This is a genomic window from Yeosuana aromativorans (genome assembly GCF_014646655.1).
Lineage (GTDB): Bacteria > Bacteroidota > Bacteroidia > Flavobacteriales > Flavobacteriaceae > Yeosuana > Yeosuana aromativorans.
The window spans coordinates 667,559-690,449 of the sequence record NZ_BMNR01000001.1 but is presented as its reverse complement, the minus strand read 5'-3'; the positions used below and the strand labels follow the sequence as shown (position 1 = coordinate 690,449).

The following is a 22,891-nucleotide window of genomic DNA, read 5'->3' as shown; positions in this document are numbered from 1 at the left end:
AGTTTCAATTTCAAAAGTACATAAAATATCAGTGATAGATAAGCCAGTAATTTTAAAACACAAATTTTTTTGGCATGTGTTTTGAATAACTGTTAACAGAACGATAAAATTAAGGCGTATGAAAACTTTAAAACTACTTTTAGGATTTGCATTAACTGCAACACTTTTTACCTCATGTTATACAGATGTTGTTGTAGACAATTATGTAGAGGAACCTACAATCTCAATAAACCAACTTTTGAATTCTTACGAATTATGGTATGTTGATGTTAATGAAACCGTTGGTTATGGTACGACACCGTTTTTACAAATGGCATTTACCATTTCATTTAGGAACGGAACCCTTTATGCCAACAATAATTTGGTAGGTATAGGTAGCACTGGAAATGGATTTGGAATTGCTGTTGGTGATTATGATGCGTATGATATGATTTTGGATGTAAACCACGATGTTGATGGTTTTGAGACCTTTGATGTTTACCAAATAAATAATAACACCATAGAGCTATATAATCCTAATAATGATACGTCTTACTTTTTAAAAGGCTATCAACGTAGCACATTTGATTATGACTATGTGTTTTATGATAATATCCATTATTTCTTGCAGGAATATGAAGCTTGGGAAAAAATATATACCAGCGATTATGGTGCTGTAAATGAGTTTGATAATGAAAATTACTTGCAGTTTATATCAGGGGGCAATGATGATACTTTTAGGAGTTCACAAGACAACCCTGGCACCAATGTTTCTAACTTGATTTGGGATTATACAGGAGTTTACGGTGTAGGAAACGTCAATGGAGATGCCTATTTAAAAACTTTAACATTAGATTATGATTTCTTCAACAATGAATACTTTGAATTGAACGTTATAAATGACGGAAAGATTGAGTTATATCAACCATCTTCTCAAAGTGTTTATCAGTTTGAAGGTCGCGGATATATTCAGTATTTAAAAACAGCAAACACAAAAGGTAAGACTTCGGTCACCTCAGGAAAATTGCGAAAAGAAAGACAAAATAAAGTTAGTAATCCAAGAGAGAGCACTCGAGGATAATACATAGTTTGGTTGGTTATTTAGTTTAGAAACCGTTTAAAGTCAAGTACTTTAAGCGGTTTCTTTTGTTGTGGTTATTAGTTGTTTTTTAAATGCTTAAATATTGCAGAAAAATCAAGCCGTTCCATGCCGTTGTTTTTGGCTCCTGCATATAATTCTTTTGTTAGATTGGCAAGGAATAAAGGTTGATTGACCTCATAAGCCGTTAGCGTAGCCAAATGTAAATCTTTGTGCATCCACTCCAAAGGAAATTGAACCTCATAATTATCATTTCGTATTCCTTCAGCTTTAAACTTTGTAAAAGGAGCTGAAACCACTAAGTTTGGTAACAAATCCAGTAAAAAGTCTTTGGAAATTCCCATGCTTTCGCCAAATAAAACAGCTTCAGAAAAGATAGCCATGGACTGCGCTAGCATTACATTTACCAGCATTTTTAAAGATGCTCCTTTACCTATGTCTCCAACCAAAATGGTTTTTTTGCCCATCATATTTAAATAAGGCTTTATTTCATTAAAAGTTTCAGCGTTTCCTCCAACAAAAAATATCAGTTCAGCGTTTTGGGCTTGAGGTTTTGAGCCAGAAACAGGAGTGTCTAAAAATCTGATGTTGTTTAATTTTGCCTGCTCAAAAGCCTGTTTGCTAAAGGAAGGATTTACCGTTGTGCAATCTGCCCAAATAGCATGGTCTTTCATTAATTTTAAGACCTTTCCATTTCCAAAAAAAACCTCTTCAACAGCTTCGGGAGTTGAAAGCATGCTAAATACGATATCGGCATCTTTTACAGCATTTTCCAATGAATCAGCTATGGTTACGTTTTCCGCTTTAAATAAAGAATAGTCAATAGGAGTTCTGTTATAAACGGTCAAGTTTGCATTGTTTTTGGCAAGGTTATGAGCCATTTGGCTACCCATAATTCCTAATCCTAAAAATGTGATTTTCATGGCTTATAATTTTTTATGATGTATTTGATATGACTATGTTGTTGAGATTTCCTTTTCTGAAATTAAGAAAAGATTTAAACTAATATCATTTATAAAAATTCATTTCATCCAAATATTCCCAAACGTGCTGAGGTAACATGGGCTGGACATTTTTACCTTCTTTAATGGCTTTTCGAATAAAAGTTGAAGACAGCTCCATGATAGGTGCCTGTATTTGATGGATTTTTGGATGCCCATCAAACTGGGTTTCCATTGAATTATCAGAAACTCTAGGATACACATAAATATGATGGTTATCAAGAATCAATTGATAATTTTTCCATTTGTGAAAACTTTTTAAATTGTCTTCTCCCATAATTAGGGCAAACTCGTGTTGCGGATATTTTTCCTGCAAATAAGTGAGCGTGTTGATGGTGTAATTGGGCTGTGGTAAGTTAAACTCAATATCACAGGGATTTAGTTTGGTGTAGTCTTTTGTGGCGCGATACACCATTTCCAAACGTTGATAATTATCCAACAAGGTGTTTTTCTTTTTAAAAGGACTGTGAGGTGTCACCACAAACCATACTTGATCTAAATCGCTGTATTCAACTAGGTGGTTGCCAATTACCAAATGGCCAATATGAATAGGATTAAAAGAACCAAAAAACAGTCCGATTTTCATGGTAATTTGTTATGAGTTGATGAATGTTCTAACTAAGGTCTCAGCTTCAATCAGGGCCTTATCCAGATTATTGTTTTCAATAATAACATCAAATAAAGGCGCTGTGGCCAATTCGGCAGATGCTTTAGAAATGCGCATGTTTATTTTATCTTCACTTTCTGTCTTGCGTTTTTTTAATCGGATTTTAAGCTCATCAATACTGGGAGGTTTTACAAAAACAGCTAGTGTCTCCTCTGGGAATTTACGTTTGATACGCAAGCCCCCGGACACATCAATATCAAAAATCACATGCTTGCCCATGGCCCAGATACGCTCCACTTCAGATCTTAGGGTTCCGTAAAAATTATCACGATAGACTTCTTCCCATTCTAAAAACTCACCGTTTTTAATCTTGGTCTTAAATTCTTTGGCAGACAAAAAATAATAATCTTTGCCGTTGACTTCCTGCCCCCGTTTTTCTCTGGATGTTGCCGAAATGGAAAATTCTAGATTTAAATCTTCAATGCCCAATAAATGCCTTACAATAGTGGTTTTGCCCGAACCAGATGGTGCTGAAAATACAATTAGTTTGCCTTTATTTATAGTTTTTTGTTTTTCCAAGAATATGTTTTTTAACTGAATATTGTTATTGAGTGCTGCAAATTATATCAAAGGACATTTAATAGTTGTTCCTTGATTTTCTCAAGCTCATCTTTCATTTGAACCACCAATTGCTGCATGGGAGCATAATTGCTTTTTGAACCAATAGTGTTTATTTCCCTTCCTATTTCTTGACTGATAAAGGCAAGCTTTTTTCCGTTGGAATGTTTTGAGTTTATGGATTCCGTGAAATAATCCAAGTGGTTTTTTAAACGGACTTTCTCTTCGGTTATGTCAAATTTTTCAATGTAATAAACCAGTTCTTGCTCAAACCGGTTCTCATCATATTTTTCTTTAATTTCTTCAATGGCTTTGGTCAATCGTTCACGAACACCGTCAATTCTATCAGGATCCATGGCAATGACTTGGTCAAGTAAATCACTTATAAGGGCAATGCGTTTATTGAATTCCTTTTCAAGTACTTTGCCTTCATCTAATCTGTAATCAGTTATATACTCTATAGCCTTGATTATTTCATTTTGAATGGCTTCCCATTCGGTTTCATCTATTTCCTCGCGCACCGTGTTTAAGGCATCAGGAAACCTAACGGCCATTTTAAGCAATTCAATTTCATCACCATCTACTACTTTTTTTAATTGCTGGATATATTGCTTTACCACTGGTGTATTTATTTGTGTAGAAGTGTCATCGGCGGTTGCTTCTACATAAATAGAAAAATCAATTTTACCACGTTCCAATTTATCGGCAAGAAGTTTTCTTATGTCCAGTTCTTTTTCTCTGTATATTGAAGGCATTCTGGCATTTAAATCTAAACTTTTACTGTTTAAGGATTTAAGTTCTATGGTTATTTTTTTGGTAGGTAACTGTAAAATGGATTTCCCGTAACCGGTCATTGAATATATCATAAGCTTGTGTATAAAGTTATACAAAGGTAATTAAAACCAAAGGTTTTGGAAATACATATCAGGCTGTTTTGTTTTTAGAGTGAATGTCAACAAAAAAGCTTGGGAATAGTAATAGAAAAAGGGAACATATTAAGATATATTCCCTTCTCTCACATAATCTGGGTATGGGTTCTTCCCGATTACAATATCAAAACAACAAAAAATATTTTAAATAAAACATGACTTTTGTTAGGTTTTTGAAATTAAAAGGAAACAGTAAAAAAGTTATAAAGTGCATATTTATAGCTAATTAATAGTGATTATAACAATTAGTTTTTTAATTTTATGAGAATAAAAAACAACCCCAAACTATAATTGGTTATGAAAAAAATCATTTTATTAACTGCTGTCTTGGTTTCAGCCATTTCATTTTCCCAAAATGATGTTGATGCTGTTTCAAAAAAAAAGAAACATAATACTTCAGAAAAATTCACCTATGATGCTAACGGATTGAGCCCTGGAGACGTTACAATGAGTGTGAGAAAAGCCAAAAAAGATGAGTTATATTCTAAAACCCTGAACTGGCTTTCTGATAAATATAAAGACCCCGATCAAGTTATAGAAAAGAAAGAAAAGAATGATAAAATCCGTTTTGAGGGATTTACCGATAATGCCATTTGTTATGGAACGGGAGCCGATTATGGCTGCGAGGGTTTGACCTACCAAATAGAAATATCTTTTGAAGACGGACAATACAAGCTTAAACCTTTAAAATTATCATACGATTCAAATAGTAAAAAGAAGGTTAACATCAACCTTAAAAAGGGTGATTATTATGATAAAAGTGGCAAAATAGATGTTGATTATTCCAAAGTTCCTTCCCAAATAGAAACTCTGTTTAACGGTTTAAATGAGAGTTTGTCAAATTATTTAAACAATGAAGACCAAGAGGATGAATGGTAATAAGCCTTTTTGATCAATACTTTATTATAAGCGTTTTATAAACATTCCAAAAAAAAATCTAAAAGAAGCCTAAAGTTACTACAATAGGCGGCACTTAAAGATGAGAGAATAGGTTATTTAAATATATCCTTTTTTTCTTGTCCTGAATAGTTTTTTACAAAAGATATTTAAAGCGTTACCAATAGAATCAATTAATATTGGCTCAATTTAATTTGTTTTGTCAGGTATACTTTTACCCGCCGTACTTTGCTCACTTTAATATCTTTAGGAGCGATGTACTATCTCATTCTTTTGTGTTTATGAGAAATATCATATTTTAAAATTTACTCTTTAAAATGCACTCAAACATGAGAAAAATCATGTTTTGACATCTTCTTTTTTCACTGCACCCAGATATGAGAAATATCATGTTTTGACATTTGTTTCATATAGAAATTTGTACCATAATTAAAAATAATTTTATAATGAAAACATCTAAAAAAATAAGTACCGGAATTTTAAGTTTAGTGGTTCTTTTGACAATATCATTCAATTCAATTCAAGCTCAGGAGTTTGACTTAATTAATGGAGAATCATCTTTAAAAATCATGGGGACTTCCAGTATTCACGACTGGCATGAAGTTGCTGAAAGTCAAAGCGGCAAAATTAATTTCAATAATCTTGAAGCAGGTCAAATAGAACAAATCACTATTAATATTGTTGCAGAAAGTATAAAAAGCGGTAAACGTGGAATGGATAAAAACACTTATGAAGCATTAAAAACAGATAAGTATAAAACTATTTCATTTAGGTTAACTGAAGTCAAAAAAACTGTCAGCAAAGGTAATGGACTATTTGATGTAAATGCCATTGGTGATTTAACTATTGCTGGTGTTAAAAAAACCATCCCGTTGGATTTTACAGTTACTATTACAGGATCTAAAATAAAATTGACCGGTGAGAAAAAAATTAAAATGACCGAGTTTAACATAGAACCCCCAACAGCCTTATTTGGAACAATAACTACAGGTGATGAACTTACCATTGAATTTTCAACCATATTTCAAAAAGCATTAAACAATTAAAATAAATTAAATATTAAACAGTTAAATAACAGAAATCATGAACACAATTTTTAAAAAAATAATATTATTATTTACGCTCCTTGTTATAGGAAATGTTGCAAACGCTCAATTAACTTTAGGGCAAATACAGAATCAAATTCCGAGAGATCAAAATGGAATCAATCAATTTGATGTCAAAAAAGACAGTGTAGAGTTTAAAGGCTTAAGTGTGGATTTAGGAGCAGCTTTTGCACTTCAATTTCAAGCAATAGATCAATTTAATGATCAACCTGCAACTCAAACGGCTCCAATTTCTGGATACAGATTAAATAACTTGTCAAACAACCTTAATTTACCTACAGCTAACATGACCATTGGTGCTCAATTAGCTGATGGAGTACGAGTAAATTTAGATCTTTACCTTGCATCAAGACACCACCATGAGACATGGGTAAAAGGAGGATATCTTCAAATAGATAAACTAGACTTTATTAAAGAAGGATTTGCATCAGACATCATGAAATATGCCACCATTAAAATTGGACAAATGGAGAATAACTATGGTGATGCCCATTTTAGAAGATCTGACAATGGAAATGCTTTAATGAATCCGTTTGTTGGCAACAATATTATGGATGCATTTACTACAGAACCTGGTATTGAAGTATATTATAACAGAAGCGGTTTTGTAAGCATGTTGGGTGTTACAAATTCAAAATTGAATCAAGATGTTAAAGAAATCAAAGCTGGTACACCAGGTCAAAACACAACTATTAGTCCAACTATTTTAGCAAAAGTAGGATTTGATAAACAGCTTAGCGATGATTTAAGAGTAAGACTTACCGGGTCTTTGTACCACGTATCCAACTCTAGTGGTAACTTATATGCTTCAGATAGAGCAGGTAGCCGTTTCTATGGTGTTATGACACATGATGATTACACAGGAATAGCAGGTCCTGTATCAAGTAATTTTGATCCAACATCTAATAAAGATACAGGCCGTTTCAACCCAGGATTTGGCAATTGGGCAACTTCTTTTATGGTTAACCCATTTGTGAAATATGGTGGATTAGAGTTATTTGGAACTTTAGAATTTGCCTCAGGAGGTAACAAAAGAGGAGATGATGCAACTCGTAAGGTAAATCAATACGCAGGAGATGTGGTATATAGATTTGGAAATAAAGAAAACCTATATATTGGAGCTAAATATAATACAGTAAGCGGAAAACTTTCAAATGCTGATGCCAATAAAATAAACATCAACAGATTTGAATCAAGTTTAGGTTGGTTTATGACAAAAAATATTTTAACTAAATTGGAATATGTAAACCAAAACTATAAAGATTTTAACATCACCTCTGGAGGAAACCCTAATGATCTATATGGTGGTAAATTCAAAGGATTAGTATTTGAAGCTGTAATTAGTTTCTAAAAAAACAAGTATAATGGGTAAGTCTGAAAGTGTATTAATAAATTTTATTAAAAGACCATATGCTTTTAGACTTACTTTTTTAAATTCTAAAACCTAAAAAATCATTATTTAATAAATAAGGACATGAAAAGGATTTTATTTTTTGTTTCTATTTTAATAACATTGGCTTTTACAAATGAGTTTGTTAAAAGTGCTTCTGTTATAATAGCCCCATCAAGTAAAATTGTTATCAAAGGGAGAACAAATGTCAATACCTTTAAATGTCAGTACAATGTCTTGAAATTGGACAAACCTATATCTGTTTTTTTTAGGAAACATAATGATGAGATTATTTTTGAGAAAACAACCTTAGTATTAGAAAATGCTAATTTTGATTGTGGAGGAACTGCAATAAACAATGATTTTCAAGAACTTTTAAAATCGGAGACCTACCCAGAAATATTTATCAAATTAAGGGAAATAACCAAATGCCCCAATGATGAAAACCGTATCCAAACACTATTGGACATAGAGATTGCGGGAGTTACAAGGTCTTACAGCGTACCTGTTGAATTTGAAAATGAAGATACATTAGTTATTAAAGGTATGTTGACTTTAAATCTTAGGGACTTTAATTTAGAACCACCCAAAAAAGTCCTTGGGCTTATAGTGGTTAAAGATAATATTGATATTAATTTTCAGTTGAGAGTTGAGGAATATGGAATATAATGTCATGCATATTATTTGCTAACAGAACAATCAAAAAAATTAGAAAGGGAAATTAATTCACAGTTTAAGCCATCAAATACAGGTCTTAAAAAGGTTGCTAGGTTTGATGCCCATAAAACCCCAAATAAAAAAGCCTTTATCATATGATAAAGGCTTTTGTACTCAAGGTGGGAATCGAACCCACACATCCGAAGATACTGGATTTTGAATCCAGCGCGTCTACCAATTCCGCCACTTGAGCTTATTTTGGATTGCAAAAATATATATTTTTTTCATATTAAACATAAAAATACCATTCAATATACTTTTTAGGTAAAAATAAATGTATAAATTTGCACCTCGTTTGAAAAAACAAGAAGTCTTTATTGCTATAAAACAATACGTTAACTATGCCAATTGTAATAACAGAAGCCAAAATTTTTGCTTGTACACAAAGTAAGGTTCTTGGAGAAAAAATTGCTAAAGCTTTTGGAGCTAAACTGGGTAATGTTATTACTTCAAAATATAGTGATGGCGAGTTTCAACCGTCGTATGAAGAATCTATCAGAGGCACACGGATTTTTATTATAGGCTCTACCAATCCTGGTCCGGAGAATTTAATGGAAATGTTGTTGATGATTGACGCTGCCAAACGGGCTTCTGCCAGACACATTACAGCGGTAATTCCATATTTTGGTTGGGCAAGACAAGACAGAAAAGATAAACCTAGAGTTCCCATAGCGGCTAAATTGGTTGCTAAAATGCTGGAAGCAGCAGGAGCAACAAGGATTATCACTATGGACTTGCATGCCGACCAAATTCAAGGCTTTTTTGAAAAGCCAGTTGACCATTTATTTGCATCAACTATTTTTCTGCCGTATTTAAGAAGTTTGAATTTAGAAAATTTAACCATAGCCTCTCCTGATATGGGTGGTTCCAAAAGAGCCTATGCCTATTCAAAAGCATTGGAAAGCGATGTGGTAATTTGTTATAAACAACGAGAAAAAGCCAATGTGATTTCTCACATGGAGTTGATTGGTGATGTAACCGGTAAAAATGTGGTGTTGGTTGACGATATGGTTGACACCGCAGGAACCTTAACAAAAGCAGCGGACTTGATGATGGAGCGTGGAGCCATTAGCGTAAGAGCTATTTGTACGCACCCCATTTTGTCTGGTAATGCTTATGAGAAATTAAATAAATCTAAACTGGAAGAATTGATTGTTACAGACTCTATTCCTGTTTTACAAAAAAGCGACAAAATAAGAGTGTTGACCTGTTCTAACTTATTTGCAGATGTCATGCACAAAGTTCATGAAAACAGTTCAATAAGCTCAAATTTTATAATGTAATCTAATAATTAATATAAATAAAAATCATGAAATCAATTACAATCAACGGATCTCAAAGAGAAAGCGTGGGCAAAAAAGCAACAAAAGCCTTACGTAATGCTGGTCAGGTTCCTTGCGTATTATACGGAGGAGATAAGCCAGTTCATTTCTCTGCAGACGAATTAGCTTTCTCAAAAATTGTATACACACCTAATGCGCATACAGTTGTGATTGCTTTAGAAAATGGAGAAACTTACAATGCCGTTTTGCAAGACATTCAGTTTCACCCAGTATCTGATAAAATTTTACACGTAGACTTCTACCAATTATTTGAAGACAAACCAGTAACCATGAATATTCCTGTTAGACTTGTTGGTAATTCACCAGGGGTTAAAAATGGAGGTAGATTGTTATTCAGAAAAAGAAAATTAGCCATTAAAGCTTTACCAGGCAAACTTCCTGATTTCTTCAATATAGATATTTCTAAACTTAAAATAGGAATGCATATAGATGTTGACAAGCTTAAAAATGATGATTTCACTATTCTACATCCAGACAACCAAGTTGTAGTACAAGTTAAAACAGCTCGTACAGCTATTTTGGTTGAAGAGGAAGAAGAAGGAGAAGATTTGGAAGGAGCTGAAGAAACAACTGCAGAAGCAGGAGCAACTGAAGAAACCGCTCAAGAATAAACCGTATAAATTTAATTTTAGAAAAGCATCCTCAATTATTCAGGATGCTTTTTTATTTTTACACAAATAAACTTTTATGTGCCATTTTCTGCGAAAACTATTTACAAGAAAACATCATATAGAAGACTCCGTTGCCATGAAAAAATATTTAATTGTAGGTTTAGGAAATGTTGGTGAAAAATATGCAAACACACGCCATAATGTAGGGTTTAAGATATTGGATAGATTTGCAAAGCAGGAAGACTTGACCTTTGAAACCCAAAAACTTGGAGATATAGCAACCTATATGTTAAAGGGCAGAAAACTAATATTCCTTAAGCCCAATACGTATATGAACTTAAGCGGCAAAGCCGTTTTGTATTGGCTTACAAAAGAAAAAATTCCTTTTGAGAATTTGCTTGTAATAACAGACGATTTAAACTTGCCATTTGGAAATATCAGGTTAAAAACAAAAGGAAGTGATGGTGGTCACAATGGGTTAAAAGATATTCAAGAAAAATTAAATACCACCCAATACAATCGCTTCCGGTTTGGAATCAGTGATGCGTTTAGCAAAGGCAAACAAATTGATTACGTTCTTGGTGAATGGGATAGTGAAGAAGAAAACAATCTCAATGAGCGATTGGATGTTTCTGTAAACCTTATAAAGTCTTTTGTACTGGAAGGTGTCAATAGAGCCATGAACACTTTTAATGGGAAATGATCTTCTAAGTAAATTATTCTACAATTATTTTCTTGGTGGATTGTCTAATGCCATCACTTATATTTAAAAGATACATGCCTGGTTGCGCATTGTTTAAATCTATAGTCTCATAAAAATGATTGGTTACATTGTTATAGGATTTCTTTGAAATAAGGCGTCCTCTTAAATCAAAAACAGTGATATCAATTGATTTTGAGTCTAACGTGTTTAATGAAACTGTAAAGCTACCTTTGTTAGGATTTGGAAAAACACTCAAAGTTTGAAACTCCATACTTTCAGGATTGCTAAGCGTAGCTGTTGTTGTGCAGAATTCCATGTACCAATCATTTAAAGTACCAGTATCGCCAATATAATTATCTGTAATGGAAAGTGTCCAAGTGCCAGAAACATCCAATCCATCAAAAGCACTTAAACTAGAAGCAGGTCTATAGGTGCCAACTGTTGGATTGTCACAAAAAATGGAATTGGCTCCATCTTGGAAGATGATGTCAAAATCAGTATTACTTGGGTCAGAATTACAATTTCGTTCCCATAAATTCACACTGGTAATACCGTTAGGATGCGTTAAAGTGACAATTAAATCTCCTATATAAGCATGTGAAACATCAACGTTTACTTTAACATCGTTTATGGTACCGGTAACAGGTATGTTAATGGTGCTAGAAACAGCAGGACCAGTTTGGTTTACTCCTGTTCCATCAGGGATTGAAAGATTTAAATTAGCATTTGAAGGGAATTGCTGATTACAAGTGGTGGTTACTGTGTATCCAATAGCAAAGTCAACAGGGTTGACGGCATAATAAATGTTCCCAACGGGCTCAACCATGATTCTACAAAAAGGAGCGGCCATGTTTGGTACAGTTATATTTTCTGTACCATCGTTGGGTGTACTGCTTTTTAAAACGGTATCAAAATTTGCACCGCCATCAGTGGATAGCAATATATTCACAAGTTGAGTGTTAATGCCCGCTACATCATTTGTGTTGGCTACATTCCAAGTAATTGTTTCAGTACCGCCTTGAACCCAACTAATTCCAGAGGTTGCTTGAGATGTGACTTCAAAGGGACCAACAGGTTGGCCAACGGTTCCTGCCAAAACTTCAATTTGCATGGTATCATAACTGGACTGTCCACCAGAAGGATTACTGGTATTTCTGTCTCTAACAGTTAAAGCCCAATTTAAAAACCTATGGACATTGGCAACTGTTTCCCAATCGCTCCCCAGACCAGGATTTGTTTGCTCAATGGCACCATTTAACACACTGGATAATCTGGGAATATATCTGTTTGGGGATGTAGATGGAGGTAATGACCTGTTCATTGGACCACTGGTAAGTGTTGGGCCAAAATTGGTATAATCTACTAGTCCACTATCGGTTTCTTCCCAACAATACGTTAAAACATCTCCACTATCACTATCAGTTGCACTACCTTTAAGAATGTAAGGCGTTCCAGCTGGAATTTTATAGTTGCTACCTGCATTGGCAACAGGAGGGTTGTTGTTTATTGCAGTTGTGGTTTGGCAACTTTTAGTGGTTAAATTATTAAGTATTTGTTTGATGCTTTGATAGTGAAAGTAGGCATCGCTGTTTGTTTGTAAGTTATTTTGAGCAGGATCTGCAACACCGGCATAAGCCATAATGGTGGTGCCACTACCAGGCTCTGAATTCACCCCGGTTTGTTCTCCAGAACTATAAGCAAACGTGTGGTTAGCACCCATTTGATGCCCAATTTCATGAACAACATAATTCACATCAAAGGTATCTCCTTCTGGAATACCATCTGCAGGAGAGGTATATCCAGAGCCTTTGTTTTTGTCCATTGTTGATGCTGTATCATTATCACAAACACATCCAATACAACCGGCGTTTCCACCGCCCCCTGTTGCACCAAATAAATGGCCAATATCATAAGCGGCATTAGCATCATTAATAGTAGCACCAAGTTGTTGTGACAAGGTGTTCTGTAATTGGAGATTCCAACCATCCGTATTATCTGCATTATTTTTATCTGTACCTATACTGGCATCTGAGTATGGGTCAGTTGTGGGGTCAGTATAAATTAATTGTGTGGCATCTACAAGTTCAAAAGTTACGGCCATATCGGTCTCAAAAATTTCATTAACCCGACTTAAGGTTGCATTTATGGCGGCTAATGCATCAGCAATGGAGTCGCTCACATAATGATACGCCGTATATTCGGCAGTTGTTGAAATGGCAATCCTAAATTTTTGTAAGGTTTGGTTGTTAGCACCACCTTCATTAACCTTAATGCTACTTGTTTTGTTTAATGACGTACTTAATGCGTCCAGAGTTCCACAATTAAAAGAAGGCGCATGAAGAGTTTTGTCCCGTTCATTGTATAGTATATACTGATTTGATCCTTTTGAAACGGGTTGCATATATAGGGTTGGTTTATCTAGATAAGTAACCATTGTTTCCATACCCAAATGAGAAACACTCATACGCAATCTGGCCTTTGGGTTATCTATGCCAATACCTACAAATGATTTTATATTGGGATATTTTTTCGCAAGAGATGGAGAAAACACGGGGGCTTCATAAATTCTAAAAGATTCAAAGGAACCATTTCTAGTGGGTAGACTTATAGTAGTCTCTCCAGATGTGTTTTTTACGGTTCTTAATTTGGCAGTAGCAATATTTTGCTTTAATGAAGCCATATTTAGCTCAAACATTTCAGAACTGTTTTTTTCTAAATGAAGTTTAGAAATAATACCAGCATTTTTATTGCTTGCAATCTTTTTTAAAGAAGAATTTTGCCCTAGGGCTGAAAAGACAATCAAAAATATTGTCAATGACAAAACAAAATGTAGCTTTGTTTTCATAAAATATATTTAGGGCAATTTCATTATACCAATAACAAATCTAACTTTTTTTAATGAAATTAGCAATTCTAGATTTTTATGCAAAAGGTAAAGAAAATAGAAACATACAATTCCAATAGTGATACCGTGGTCACCATTGGAACGTTTGACGGTGTACATGTTGGGCATCAAAAAATCATAAAACGGTTGGTCAATACAGCAAAGCGCGAAGGATTAAAATCTGTAATCCTGACCTTTTTCCCCCATCCAAGAATGGTGTTGCAAAAAGACTCCAGTATCAAACTCATCAATACCATTGATGAGCGCAGTAAAATTATGGATGATTTAGGATTGGATTACCTCTTGGTTAAAAAATTCACTCAAGCTTTTTCAAGGTTATCAGCCGAGGATTTTGTAAAAAATATTTTGGTAGATAAATTGCATGCAAAAAAAGTTATCATTGGCTATGACCATCGGTTTGGCAGAAACAGAAATGCCGATATTAACGATTTAAAAGTGTTTGGAGAGAGTTACGGTTTTGAGGTAGAGGAAATATCGGTTCAAGATGTTGATGATGTATCCGTTAGTTCAACAAAAATCAGAAAAGCATTGCTTGACGGTAATATTAAAAAGGCCAATAAGTATTTAGGCTATCCTTTTATGCTTACGGGAAAGGTTGTTAAAGGAAAAGGGCTGGGCAATCAATGGGGTTTCCCTACGGCAAATATCGTGATACAAGAAGACTATAAGCTTATTCCAAAGCACGGATCTTATGTGGTAAATGCCAGTATTGACAACAATCTTGTGTTTGGAATGATGAATATAGGCACAAACCCAACAGTTGATGGGACATCAGAATCCATTGAGGTACATTTTTTCAATTTCAATAAAAACATCTACAATAAAACAATTCAAATCAACTTATTGCACCGTCTTCGTGATGAGATAAAGTTTGAATCGGTTGAGGCTTTAAAAGCACAGTTATTAAAAGATAGAGACACATCGCTTAATTACGTGAAAGCTCATTTTAATTAATCGGATTTTAGCTATAAAAACACCCTTTAAATTCTTGGCAATTCGCTAAATTTGTCACTTAAATTTTAAAAACATGTTACAAGTACCTTTTATTAGAGAACATAAGGATTTGGTCATTGCCGGTTTGGCAAAACGAAATATTGATGCTACGGGGTTGATAAATGACGTCATTGCTTTTGATGAAGAGAGAAGACGTATTCAGACAGAATTGGACAGTCTGTTGGCGGAATCCAATTCCTTATCAAAAGAAATAGGGAACTTGTACAAATCAGGTGAGGCACAAAAAGCCAATATCTTAAAGGAAAAAACCAGTCAAATAAAAGAGACCACCAAAGAACTTAACGAGACGCTTAACAATAAGATAGAAGCGTTAAACCAATTGTTGTATAAAATCCCTAATGTACCAAATGAAATTGTTCCAGCAGGAAATACAGATGAAGACAATGAAGAGGTTTATAGAGAAGGTGATATCCCTGAGCTGTTTGAAGGTGCTTTACCGCATTGGGAACTCGCCAAAAAATATGACATCATAGATTTTGAGCTGGGCAACAAAATTACAGGAGCAGGATTTCCGGTTTACAAAGGTAAAGGAGCTAAACTCCAACGTGCTTTAATCACCTATTTCCTTGATAAAAATACGGCAGCGGGTTATACCGAATATCAATTGCCACATTTAGTCAATGAGGCCTCTGGTTTTGGTACTGGACAATTACCCGATAAAGAAGGGCAGATGTATCACGTTACTGAAGACAATCTATACTTAATACCAACAGCTGAGGTTCCTGGCACCAATATTTTTAGGGATGTTTTGCTTAATGAAAGCGATTTGCCAATTGGCATTACGGGGTATACGCCTTGTTTTCGTCGGGAGGCAGGAAGTTACGGAGCACATGTAAGAGGGTTGAACAGGTTGCATCAATTTGATAAAGTAGAAATTTTACGCATTGAGCATCCAAGTAAATCGTATCAGGCTTTGGATGGCATGGTCAATCATGTGAAAAGTATTTTGCAGGAATTAAAATTACCGTATCGAATTTTGCGTTTGTGTGGTGGCGATTTAGGATTTACGTCAGCGTTGACCTATGATTTTGAAGTGTTCTCTACCGCCCAAAATAGATGGTTGGAAATTTCTTCTGTTTCAAACTTTGAAACCTTTCAAGCTAATCGCTTAAAATTACGTTTTAAAAACACTGAAGGGAAAAACGAACTGGCACATACACTTAATGGTAGTTCATTGGCCTTACCACGTGTACTTGCAGGCATTTTGGAGAACTATCAAACCAAGGACGGTATAGTCATTCCTGAAGTATTGCAAAAGTATACAGGTTTTTCAAAAATCGACTAATTAAAAAAGTAGCTTTTAGCTTACAAAAATTATCTTAAATTTAAAAAAATATCGATTAAGTGATTAAAAAACAAGTCATCTAACGATTTTTTATTGATTTCTTTTGCATTTTCATATTTATTTCAGAAGTTAGCCAGACCAAAAATCTAGTTAACCTACTGATCCATGAAAAATTTCAAAAGAATCGTACTTCTTTTACTACTTGTGTTTATAGCCAGCAAGGTTTTGTTTTCAGATTTTCATATAACCAAACCTGAAAACAAAACAACGGTAATGGTAAATAAATAGGGATTTATTTCGTTAGAAGAATGTCCCCAATCTAGTAATTATTTCGTTTTTTAAATTAACGGAGATTAATAGGTATTTATTTAGGTTGGTAAATGCCCGAATTCTATTCGGGCATTTTTTTATCATAATATTTACAATAAGGACTCTTCACATTTGTTATATTTACCCTATGAGATTTGTTTTGGTTTTATTCATGCTAGTTAGCGTACAGGTATTTTCGCAAGATGACCTATTTGCCAAAGAATATTTTGATAATGGCGATTTTGAAAAGGCATTGTACGAATATAAAAAGCTCTACGCCCAATCCCCTTCAAATATTAATTATATCAATCAAATAGTTACATCCTATCAGCAGTTGGAGCGATATGATGATGCCGAGCAATTTTTAAATCAACTTCTTGAACGGGTTAAGTATCCTGCTTTTTATGTTGAATTGGGATATAATTATCAACTTAAAGGCGATTTAGAAAACGCCAATGCTTACTACAATAAAGCACTTTCCAGTTTGGACCAAAATGCCAATAATGTATTTCCAGTATCCAGAAGTTTCCAAAACCATTCCCTTTTAAATGAAGCCCTTGCTACTTATGAAAAGGGTATGGCATTGAAGCCCGATTTTAATTTTAAACTTCAAATGGCACAAATATATGGTGAGCAAGGCAATGTAGAAAAGATGTTTGTCAGCTATATGGATTTTGTGGCAGAGAACCCCATTACGGTTGGCAATATCAAACGGGCCATCAGTGATTTTATTACTGAAGATAGCAGCAATGAAAATAACGTGTTGCTCAGAAAGATAATATTAAGGAAATTACAAGAGCAACCTGATATTTTGTGGAATGATTTGCTGAGTTGGCTGTTTATTCAACAAAAGGATTATAACAAAGCATTTATACAGGAAAAAGCTATTTTTAATAGACAACCCGAAAGTTTGGACAGAATAGAGGAATTGGCAGACATTGCCATGAGTGAAAATGAAAATCAAGTGGCCAAAGAGATTCTGACCTATTTAATCCAAAAGGCCCAAGATTTAGATACACTGTTAAATGCACACTATCATTTACTTCAATTAAAAACCAAGGAAAGCCAAAAGGATAATTATCAAAACATAAAAAACGAGTATGAAGCCTTGTTTAAGGAATACGGCACATTTTCACAAACCTTGCAATTGCAGATTGCATACGCCCATTTTTTGGCATTTTATCTAAATGACACAAAAAGTGCGACCACATTTTTAGAAAAGGCTTTGGAATTGCCGCTGAATGACACTCAAAAGGCACAAGTTAAATTAGAACTGGGTGATATTTTTGTTTTGAGAGAAGAATTTAACACAGCGTTGATTTATTACACGCAAATTCAGCGAAGTTTAAAAAACAGTACCATTTCACAAGAGGCACGGTTTAGAGTGGCAAAAGCCAGCTACTATAAAGGTGATTTTGATTGGGCAGAATCACAACTTAAAATTTTAAAAGCCTCTACATCCCAGCTCATAGCCAACGATGCTTTGGGCTTAAAGCTGATTATTTCTGACAACAAGTATGACGACTCGCTTCATGTGGCCTTAAAATTATATGCAAAGGCCGATTTATTGGCATTTCAAAATAAAGATGACGAGGCCATTCAGTTATTGGACACCATTTTGCAAGAGCATAAAACCGAGAACATTATTCCGCAAGCATTATTCAAACAAGCCCAGTTATTTGAACACAAAAAAGAATATCAAAAAGCAGAAAGCAACTACCAGGCTATTTTAACCAATTATAGGGATGGTATTTTGGTTGACGATGCCAGTTATGCTCTGGCCGAACTGTATGTAAACCACTTGTCGCAGCCTGAAAAAGCAAAGGCTCTGTATGAAGACATTTTTTTAAACCATGCAGACAGCATTTATTTTATTGATGCCAGGAAAAAGTTTAGAGCCTTAAGGGGCGATGCCATAAATTAGTGTCAAATGATTATAGCCGAGACAAAAAGACTGTTGGTATCAGAACTTTCACTTAAAGATGCGCCGTTTTTTCTAGAATTGGTAAATTCTCCAAACTGGCTGAAATATATTGGGGATCGACATCTTAAAACCGTTAAAGACGCCGAAGACTATTTAACAAACGGCACCTTAAAAAGTTATAAGAATCTTGGTTTCGGTTTTTATAAATTGGAACTTAAAGAAAACAATAAAGCTATTGGTACTTGCGGATTGGTTAAACGAGAACAACTTGAAGATATAGATATGGGGTTTGCTTTTTTGGAAACTTTTGAAAGCCAAGGATATGGTTTTGAAGCCTCGGAGGCTATCCTAAAGTTGGCCAAAGAAAAGTTTCACATAAAAAGGCTGGTAGCAATCACATTGCCAATCAATACAAAATCCATAAAATTGTTGGAGAAATTAGGGTTTAGGTATGAAAAAAGGGTAAAACCTTTTGAAGATGATGAAGAACTCCTGTTATTTGCAAAACAATTAGACACAGCATAACCATACAAGTATGATAATTTACAATGTAACATCAAATATTGATGAAAGCATCCATCAAAAATGGCTGGCATGGGTTAAGGAACATATTCCACAAGTTCTGGCAACCGGTCATTTTACTGAAGCTAAATTAACAAGGGTGTTGGTAAAGGAAGATATGGGAGGTGTTACCTATTCCATTCAATATAGGGCAAAATCGAGAGAAGCGTTGGAAGCTTATTATAAAAATAATGCAGATATATTACGGCAAGATGTTTTAAAGCATTTTGGAGATCAAGTACTGTCTTTTAGAACAGAATTGGAAATTGTTGATGAGTATTTTGTTAAGTAGTTTGAGAATATAACCAAGACCATGACCGTAAAAGCAAAAAAACATTTAGGGCAACATTTTTTAAATGATGAGAATATTGCAAAAAAAATTGCCGATACGCTCAGTTTGAACGGTTATAAAAAAGTTTTGGAGATTGGTCCAGGCATGGGGGTTTTAACCAAATATTTACTTGAAAAAGACACAGTAACCTATGTCATTGAAATTGATTCAGAATCGGTGGATTATTTAAAATCTAGCTATTTAAATCTGGCACCCAGAATCATTGAAAAGGATTTTTTAAAGTACGATTTGAAAGCGGTTTTTAATGACGAACCATTTGCCATTATTGGAAACTTCCCTTACAATATCTCTACCCAAATTGTATTTAAACTGTTGGAAATGAGAAACCAGATTCCTGAGTTTTCGGGCATGTTCCAAAAAGAAGTGGCCCAACGTATTTGTTCAAAAGAAGGCAGTAAAGTGTACGGTATTCTATCGGTGTTAACACAAGCCTTTTATGATGCTGAATATTTGTTCACCGTACCGGCTTCGGTTTTTAATCCACCTCCAAAAGTGGAATCGGGTGTTTTAAGACTTATTAGAAAACAAGATTATACCTTGCCCTGTGATGATGCGTTATTTTTTAAGGTTGTGAAAACGGCTTTTCAACAACGCAGAAAAACGCTTCGTAACAGTTTAAAAACATTTAATTTGTCAGATAATTTAAAAGCAAATGCTATCTTTGGCAAACGTCCTGAACAATTATGTGTTCAAGAATTTATTGAACTCACACAAGAAATTGAAAAAGACGTTTAAAAATCCTTAAAACTTTTCAATTTGTCAGAAGAAAAAGAAAACATACAATTTGAGCTAAGTGATGAACTTATAGAGCAAGTTGAAATTCTGGTCGCGCAACAAAACGACAAAGAATTACAAAAGCTGTTAAATGAGTTCCATTACGCGGATATTGCCGAAATTTTAGATGAACTGGATCTAGAAGCGGCCATGTATGTCATAAAACTTCTTGATTCCGAAATGACCTCTGATATCATCATGGAGCTTGATGAGGATAACAGGGAAAAGGTATTGAAAAATCTCTCGGCCAAAGAGATTGCCGAAGAAATTGAAGAGCTAGATACCGATGATGCAGCCGATATCATAGCAGAGTTGCCTGAAGAACGGCAACAGGAAGTTATTTCGCATATTGAGGATGAAGACCATAAGGCTGAAATCAAGGAACTTTTAGCCTATGATGAGGATACTGCTGGTGGCTTGATGGCCAAAGAGCTGGTAAAAGTCTATGAAACCTGGACTGTGGCTGGATGTTTACGAAGGATTAGGGGGCAAGCTAAAGACGTTACGCGTGTGCACTCCATATACGTTGTGGATAAGCAGAACAAATTGATAGGAAGACTGTCCCTTAAAGATTTGATAGTTGCAAAAAGTGATCAAAAAATAGCCGATATCTACATATCAAATGTAGACAGTGTTAATGTACATGATGAGGCCGAAGATGTGGCCAGGGTCATGCAGAAATACGATTTGGAAGCCATTCCGGTGGTAGATAATAACCAAAAACTTCTGGGTAGAATTACCATTGATGACATAGTCGATGTCATGAAAGAAGAAGCCGAAAAAGATTATCAGTTGGCAGCGGGTATTACCAGTGACGTTGAGGCCGATGATAGTATTTGGGAACTTACCAAAGCCCGTTTACCCTGGTTGCTTATTGGTATGTTTGGTGGCATAGGCGCAGCAACCATTATTACCAATTTCCAGACGGTCATGAAAGATTATGCCATTCTATTGTGCTTTGTGCCGTTAATTCAGGCAACAGCTGGTAATGTAGGGGTACAATCCTCAGCTATTGTGGTTCAAGGGTTGGCAAATGACACCATAAAAGGCGAAATTTTAAAACGCTTATTTAAAGAATTTGTACTGGGCTTGGTCAATGGTGTAGCCATTGCATTTGTAGCCATCATCATTAGCCATTTCTTTTTCAAAACAGAGTATTTAGTGTCGTTAACCATTGGTGCCGCCTTGATTACCGTCATCATCATTGCCGCTTTAATAGGTACTTTCATCCCTATTTTTCTAGATAAACGAGGTGTAGATCCAGCAGTGGCAACCGGGCCTTTTATCACCACAAGTAACGATATTTTTGGTATTCTCTTATACTTCCTAATTGCAAAACTTATTCTAGGGTTTTAATTATTGGGCGTTACCCTTCGGGTCGCGCTTTCCGTTACAATCTTTTGCAAAAGCAAAAGGATTTTCTCTGTAATCGCTAACGCAAAACTTTGTAAATTTACTGCATGAAGACAATCAATATTCTAGATAAATTTTCAAAATTCAGTCAAAATTGGCATCCGCATCAAATAGCCATTGTTGATAATATGCAAGTGCTCTTAGCGAAATTAAAAGGTGAATTTGTTTGGCACAGCCATGAGGATGAAGATGAATTGTTTCAGGTTATCAAAGGAACTCTGTTTATGCAATTTCGTGACCGAACTGAAATAGTAAAAGAAGGTGAATTAATTGTTGTTCCAAAGGGCGTTGAGCACAACCCAATGACAAAAGACAACGAAGAAGTTCAGGTACTTTTGTTTGAAAAAATAACAACGGCCCATACGGGAAATGTACAGCACGCCAAAACACAAACGCACTATCCTAAAATATAAATGAAAATACTCCATCTAGATACTAACCATCCATTATTGATAAACCAACTGAATGATGTAGGCTTTATTAATGATGAGGATTACACCTCTTCAAAAGAAGTTGTTGAAGCCAAAATTTCAAACTACGATGGCATTATTTTAAGAAGCCGATTTACAGTTGATAAACAATTTTTGGATGCTGCAACCAACCTAAAATTTATTGGACGTGTGGGTGCTGGGTTGGAAAATATTGATTGTGACTATGCTGAAACTAAAGGAGTATCATTAATTGCAGCTCCTGAGGGTAACAGAAATGCGGTTGGTGAACATACTTTAGGCATGTTGTTATCCTTGTTCAACAAACTCAATAAGGCCGATGCCGAGGTACGACAAGGCAAATGGCTACGTGAAGATAACAGAGGTATTGAATTGGACGGCAAAACAGTTGGTATTATTGGTTATGGCAATATGGGAAAAGCCTTTGCCAAAAAACTTCGTGGATTTGATGTTGAGATTCTGTGTTATGATATTTTAGAGAATGTTGGAGATAAAAATGCCAAACAAGTATCCCTAAAAGAATTTATGGAACAAGTGGATGTAGTTAGTTTGCACACACCGCAAACACCATTGACTTTAAACATGATTAATGCTGATTTCATTAATCAGTTTAAAAAACCGTTCTGGTTTATCAATACAGCCCGCGGCAAAAGCGTGGTAACAAAAGATTTGGTGGCAGCCCTAAAATCTGGAAACATATTGGGAGCCGGGCTTGATGTGTTGGAATACGAAAAAGCCTCGTTTGAACAACTTTTTACTTCTGATATGCCTGAAGCGTTCCACTATTTAATCCAAGCAAAAAATGTTGTTCTGTCGCCTCATGTGGCAGGATGGACCATAGAAAGTAAACAAAAATTGGCCCAAACCATTGTAGACAAGATAATTGCAAAATTTTGCTAACTTTA

The 22,891-nt window shown here is 34.9% G+C and carries 22 protein-coding genes and 1 tRNA gene; 17 read left to right on the top strand and 6 right to left on the bottom strand.

Annotated elements, in window-relative coordinates; translation table 11 throughout:
* The first annotated feature begins 118 nt into the window (after positions 1–118).
* Entirely contained in the window at positions 119–1,060 is a 942-nt protein-coding gene (locus IEW94_RS02785; protein WP_188649735.1) for a nicotinic acid mononucleotide adenyltransferase, read from the top strand.
* Between the two features lie 77 nt (positions 1,061–1,137).
* Here the strand turns inward: IEW94_RS02785 and IEW94_RS02780 are convergent, their stop codons facing one another.
* The 4 genes from IEW94_RS02780 to IEW94_RS02765 all read right to left on the bottom strand — a co-directional run bounded on the left by IEW94_RS02780 (position 1,138) and on the right by IEW94_RS02765 (position 4,170).
* Positions 1,138–2,001 (bottom strand): NAD(P)-dependent oxidoreductase, encoded by an 864-nt coding sequence (locus tag IEW94_RS02780; protein ID WP_188649733.1) that lies wholly within the window; start codon positions 1,999–2,001, stop codon positions 1,138–1,140.
* A gap of 85 nt (positions 2,002–2,086) precedes the next feature.
* Positions 2,087–2,665: a nicotinate (nicotinamide) nucleotide adenylyltransferase gene (gene nadD, locus IEW94_RS02775; RefSeq protein ID WP_188649731.1), complete on the bottom strand. Its 579-nt coding sequence runs from the start codon at positions 2,663–2,665 to the stop codon at positions 2,087–2,089.
* Positions 2,666–2,674: 9 nt separating this feature from the next.
* Positions 2,675–3,247, bottom strand: a complete 573-nt coding sequence (gene gmk / locus IEW94_RS02770; RefSeq protein WP_188649980.1) for a guanylate kinase — start codon at positions 3,245–3,247, stop codon at positions 2,675–2,677.
* Between the two features lie 65 nt (positions 3,248–3,312).
* Positions 3,313–4,170: a YicC/YloC family endoribonuclease gene (locus IEW94_RS02765; protein WP_188649729.1), complete on the bottom strand. Its 858-nt coding sequence runs from the start codon at positions 4,168–4,170 to the stop codon at positions 3,313–3,315.
* A 360-nt stretch (positions 4,171–4,530) separates the two neighbouring features.
* On the opposite strand from IEW94_RS02765, the gene IEW94_RS02760 reads away from it, so the two are divergent.
* The 4 genes from IEW94_RS02760 (at position 4,531) to IEW94_RS02745 (ending at position 8,295) form a co-directional block, all read left to right on the top strand.
* Complete coding sequence (locus tag IEW94_RS02760) at positions 4,531–5,112, top strand: DUF4468 domain-containing protein (protein WP_188649728.1); 582 nt, start codon at positions 4,531–4,533, stop codon at positions 5,110–5,112.
* A 464-nt stretch (positions 5,113–5,576) separates the two neighbouring features.
* Positions 5,577–6,176 (top strand): YceI family protein, encoded by a 600-nt coding sequence (locus IEW94_RS02755; protein WP_188649727.1) that lies wholly within the window; start codon positions 5,577–5,579, stop codon positions 6,174–6,176.
* Between the two features lie 37 nt (positions 6,177–6,213).
* On the top strand, positions 6,214–7,587 hold the full coding sequence (locus tag IEW94_RS02750; RefSeq protein WP_229669424.1) for a hypothetical protein: 1,374 nt from the start codon (positions 6,214–6,216) through the stop codon (positions 7,585–7,587).
* Between the two features lie 123 nt (positions 7,588–7,710).
* Positions 7,711–8,295, top strand: coding sequence for a YceI family protein (locus IEW94_RS02745; protein WP_188649726.1), 585 nt, complete (start codon positions 7,711–7,713; stop codon positions 8,293–8,295).
* A gap of 159 nt (positions 8,296–8,454) precedes the next feature.
* On the opposite strand, the gene IEW94_RS02740 is transcribed toward IEW94_RS02745, so the two are convergent.
* A tRNA-Leu gene (locus IEW94_RS02740) sits at positions 8,455–8,536 on the bottom strand.
* Positions 8,537–8,684: 148 nt separating this feature from the next.
* Here IEW94_RS02740 and IEW94_RS02735 point away from each other — a divergent pair.
* From IEW94_RS02735 to pth, 3 genes are all read left to right on the top strand, one after another.
* Entirely contained in the window at positions 8,685–9,626 is a 942-nt protein-coding gene (locus IEW94_RS02735; protein ID WP_188649725.1) for a ribose-phosphate pyrophosphokinase, read from the top strand.
* 26 nt (positions 9,627–9,652) lie between these two features.
* A complete protein-coding gene (locus IEW94_RS02730; RefSeq protein ID WP_188649724.1) occupies positions 9,653–10,297 on the top strand; it encodes a 50S ribosomal protein L25/general stress protein Ctc in 645 nt (214 codons plus the stop codon).
* 76 nt (positions 10,298–10,373) lie between these two features.
* Positions 10,374–11,000, top strand: coding sequence for an aminoacyl-tRNA hydrolase (gene pth / locus IEW94_RS02725; protein WP_188649723.1), 627 nt, complete (start codon positions 10,374–10,376; stop codon positions 10,998–11,000).
* A 13-nt stretch (positions 11,001–11,013) separates the two neighbouring features.
* On the opposite strand, the gene IEW94_RS02720 is transcribed toward pth, so the two are convergent.
* Positions 11,014–13,845 (bottom strand): zinc-dependent metalloprotease, encoded by a 2,832-nt coding sequence (locus IEW94_RS02720; protein ID WP_188649722.1) that lies wholly within the window; start codon positions 13,843–13,845, stop codon positions 11,014–11,016.
* Between the two features lie 78 nt (positions 13,846–13,923).
* On the opposite strand from IEW94_RS02720, the gene IEW94_RS02715 reads away from it, so the two are divergent.
* From IEW94_RS02715 to IEW94_RS02675, 9 genes are all read left to right on the top strand, one after another.
* On the top strand, positions 13,924–14,859 hold the full coding sequence (locus IEW94_RS02715) for a bifunctional riboflavin kinase/FAD synthetase (protein WP_188649721.1): 936 nt from the start codon (positions 13,924–13,926) through the stop codon (positions 14,857–14,859).
* Positions 14,860–14,932: 73 nt separating this feature from the next.
* Positions 14,933–16,204 (top strand): serine--tRNA ligase, encoded by a 1,272-nt coding sequence (gene serS, locus IEW94_RS02710; protein WP_188649720.1) that lies wholly within the window; start codon positions 14,933–14,935, stop codon positions 16,202–16,204.
* A 457-nt stretch (positions 16,205–16,661) separates the two neighbouring features.
* Positions 16,662–18,437 (top strand): tetratricopeptide repeat protein, encoded by a 1,776-nt coding sequence (locus IEW94_RS02705; protein ID WP_188649719.1) that lies wholly within the window; start codon positions 16,662–16,664, stop codon positions 18,435–18,437.
* A 6-nt stretch (positions 18,438–18,443) separates the two neighbouring features.
* Positions 18,444–18,962: a GNAT family N-acetyltransferase gene (locus IEW94_RS02700; RefSeq protein ID WP_188649717.1), complete on the top strand. Its 519-nt coding sequence runs from the start codon at positions 18,444–18,446 to the stop codon at positions 18,960–18,962.
* A 10-nt stretch (positions 18,963–18,972) separates the two neighbouring features.
* Positions 18,973–19,290, top strand: coding sequence for a DUF4286 family protein (locus IEW94_RS02695; protein WP_188649716.1), 318 nt, complete (start codon positions 18,973–18,975; stop codon positions 19,288–19,290).
* A gap of 21 nt (positions 19,291–19,311) precedes the next feature.
* The gene (rsmA, locus tag IEW94_RS02690) at positions 19,312–20,085 is read left to right on the top strand and encodes a 16S rRNA (adenine(1518)-N(6)/adenine(1519)-N(6))-dimethyltransferase RsmA (RefSeq protein ID WP_188649715.1); all 774 of its coding nucleotides are present in this window, start codon (positions 19,312–19,314) and stop codon (positions 20,083–20,085) included.
* A 21-nt stretch (positions 20,086–20,106) separates the two neighbouring features.
* Positions 20,107–21,480 (top strand): magnesium transporter, encoded by a 1,374-nt coding sequence (mgtE, locus tag IEW94_RS02685; protein WP_188649714.1) that lies wholly within the window; start codon positions 20,107–20,109, stop codon positions 21,478–21,480.
* 104 nt (positions 21,481–21,584) lie between these two features.
* Entirely contained in the window at positions 21,585–21,950 is a 366-nt protein-coding gene (locus IEW94_RS02680) for a cupin domain-containing protein (protein WP_188649713.1), read from the top strand.
* A complete protein-coding gene (locus IEW94_RS02675; RefSeq protein WP_188649712.1) occupies positions 21,951–22,886 on the top strand; it encodes a 2-hydroxyacid dehydrogenase in 936 nt (311 codons plus the stop codon). It abuts the gene before it with no gap.
* Positions 22,887–22,891 lie beyond the last annotated feature (5 nt).

Coding starts and splice junctions, on each gene's coding strand:
- serS (WP_188649720.1), top strand. CDS start 14,933: ATGTTACAAGTACCTTTTATTAGAGAACATAAGGATTTGGTCATTGCC.
- nadD (WP_188649731.1), bottom strand. CDS start 2,665: ATGAAAATCGGACTGTTTTTTGGTTCTTTTAATCCTATTCATATTGGC.
- IEW94_RS02675 (WP_188649712.1), top strand. CDS start 21,951: ATGAAAATACTCCATCTAGATACTAACCATCCATTATTGATAAACCAA.
- IEW94_RS02760 (WP_188649728.1), top strand. CDS start 4,531: ATGAAAAAAATCATTTTATTAACTGCTGTCTTGGTTTCAGCCATTTCA.
- IEW94_RS02745 (WP_188649726.1), top strand. CDS start 7,711: ATGAAAAGGATTTTATTTTTTGTTTCTATTTTAATAACATTGGCTTTT.
- IEW94_RS02765 (WP_188649729.1), bottom strand. CDS start 4,170: ATGATATATTCAATGACCGGTTACGGGAAATCCATTTTACAGTTACCT.
- IEW94_RS02720 (WP_188649722.1), bottom strand. CDS start 13,845: ATGAAAACAAAGCTACATTTTGTTTTGTCATTGACAATATTTTTGATT.
- pth (WP_188649723.1), top strand. CDS start 10,374: ATGTGCCATTTTCTGCGAAAACTATTTACAAGAAAACATCATATAGAA.
- IEW94_RS02680 (WP_188649713.1), top strand. CDS start 21,585: ATGAAGACAATCAATATTCTAGATAAATTTTCAAAATTCAGTCAAAAT.
- IEW94_RS02780 (WP_188649733.1), bottom strand. CDS start 2,001: ATGAAAATCACATTTTTAGGATTAGGAATTATGGGTAGCCAAATGGCT.
- IEW94_RS02730 (WP_188649724.1), top strand. CDS start 9,653: ATGAAATCAATTACAATCAACGGATCTCAAAGAGAAAGCGTGGGCAAA.
- IEW94_RS02715 (WP_188649721.1), top strand. CDS start 13,924: ATGCAAAAGGTAAAGAAAATAGAAACATACAATTCCAATAGTGATACC.
- IEW94_RS02735 (WP_188649725.1), top strand. CDS start 8,685: ATGCCAATTGTAATAACAGAAGCCAAAATTTTTGCTTGTACACAAAGT.
- IEW94_RS02695 (WP_188649716.1), top strand. CDS start 18,973: ATGATAATTTACAATGTAACATCAAATATTGATGAAAGCATCCATCAA.
- IEW94_RS02700 (WP_188649717.1), top strand. CDS start 18,444: ATGATTATAGCCGAGACAAAAAGACTGTTGGTATCAGAACTTTCACTT.
- IEW94_RS02705 (WP_188649719.1), top strand. CDS start 16,662: ATGAGATTTGTTTTGGTTTTATTCATGCTAGTTAGCGTACAGGTATTT.
- rsmA (WP_188649715.1), top strand. CDS start 19,312: ATGACCGTAAAAGCAAAAAAACATTTAGGGCAACATTTTTTAAATGAT.
- IEW94_RS02785 (WP_188649735.1), top strand. CDS start 119: ATGAAAACTTTAAAACTACTTTTAGGATTTGCATTAACTGCAACACTT.
- IEW94_RS02750 (WP_229669424.1), top strand. CDS start 6,214: ATGAACACAATTTTTAAAAAAATAATATTATTATTTACGCTCCTTGTT.
- IEW94_RS02755 (WP_188649727.1), top strand. CDS start 5,577: ATGAAAACATCTAAAAAAATAAGTACCGGAATTTTAAGTTTAGTGGTT.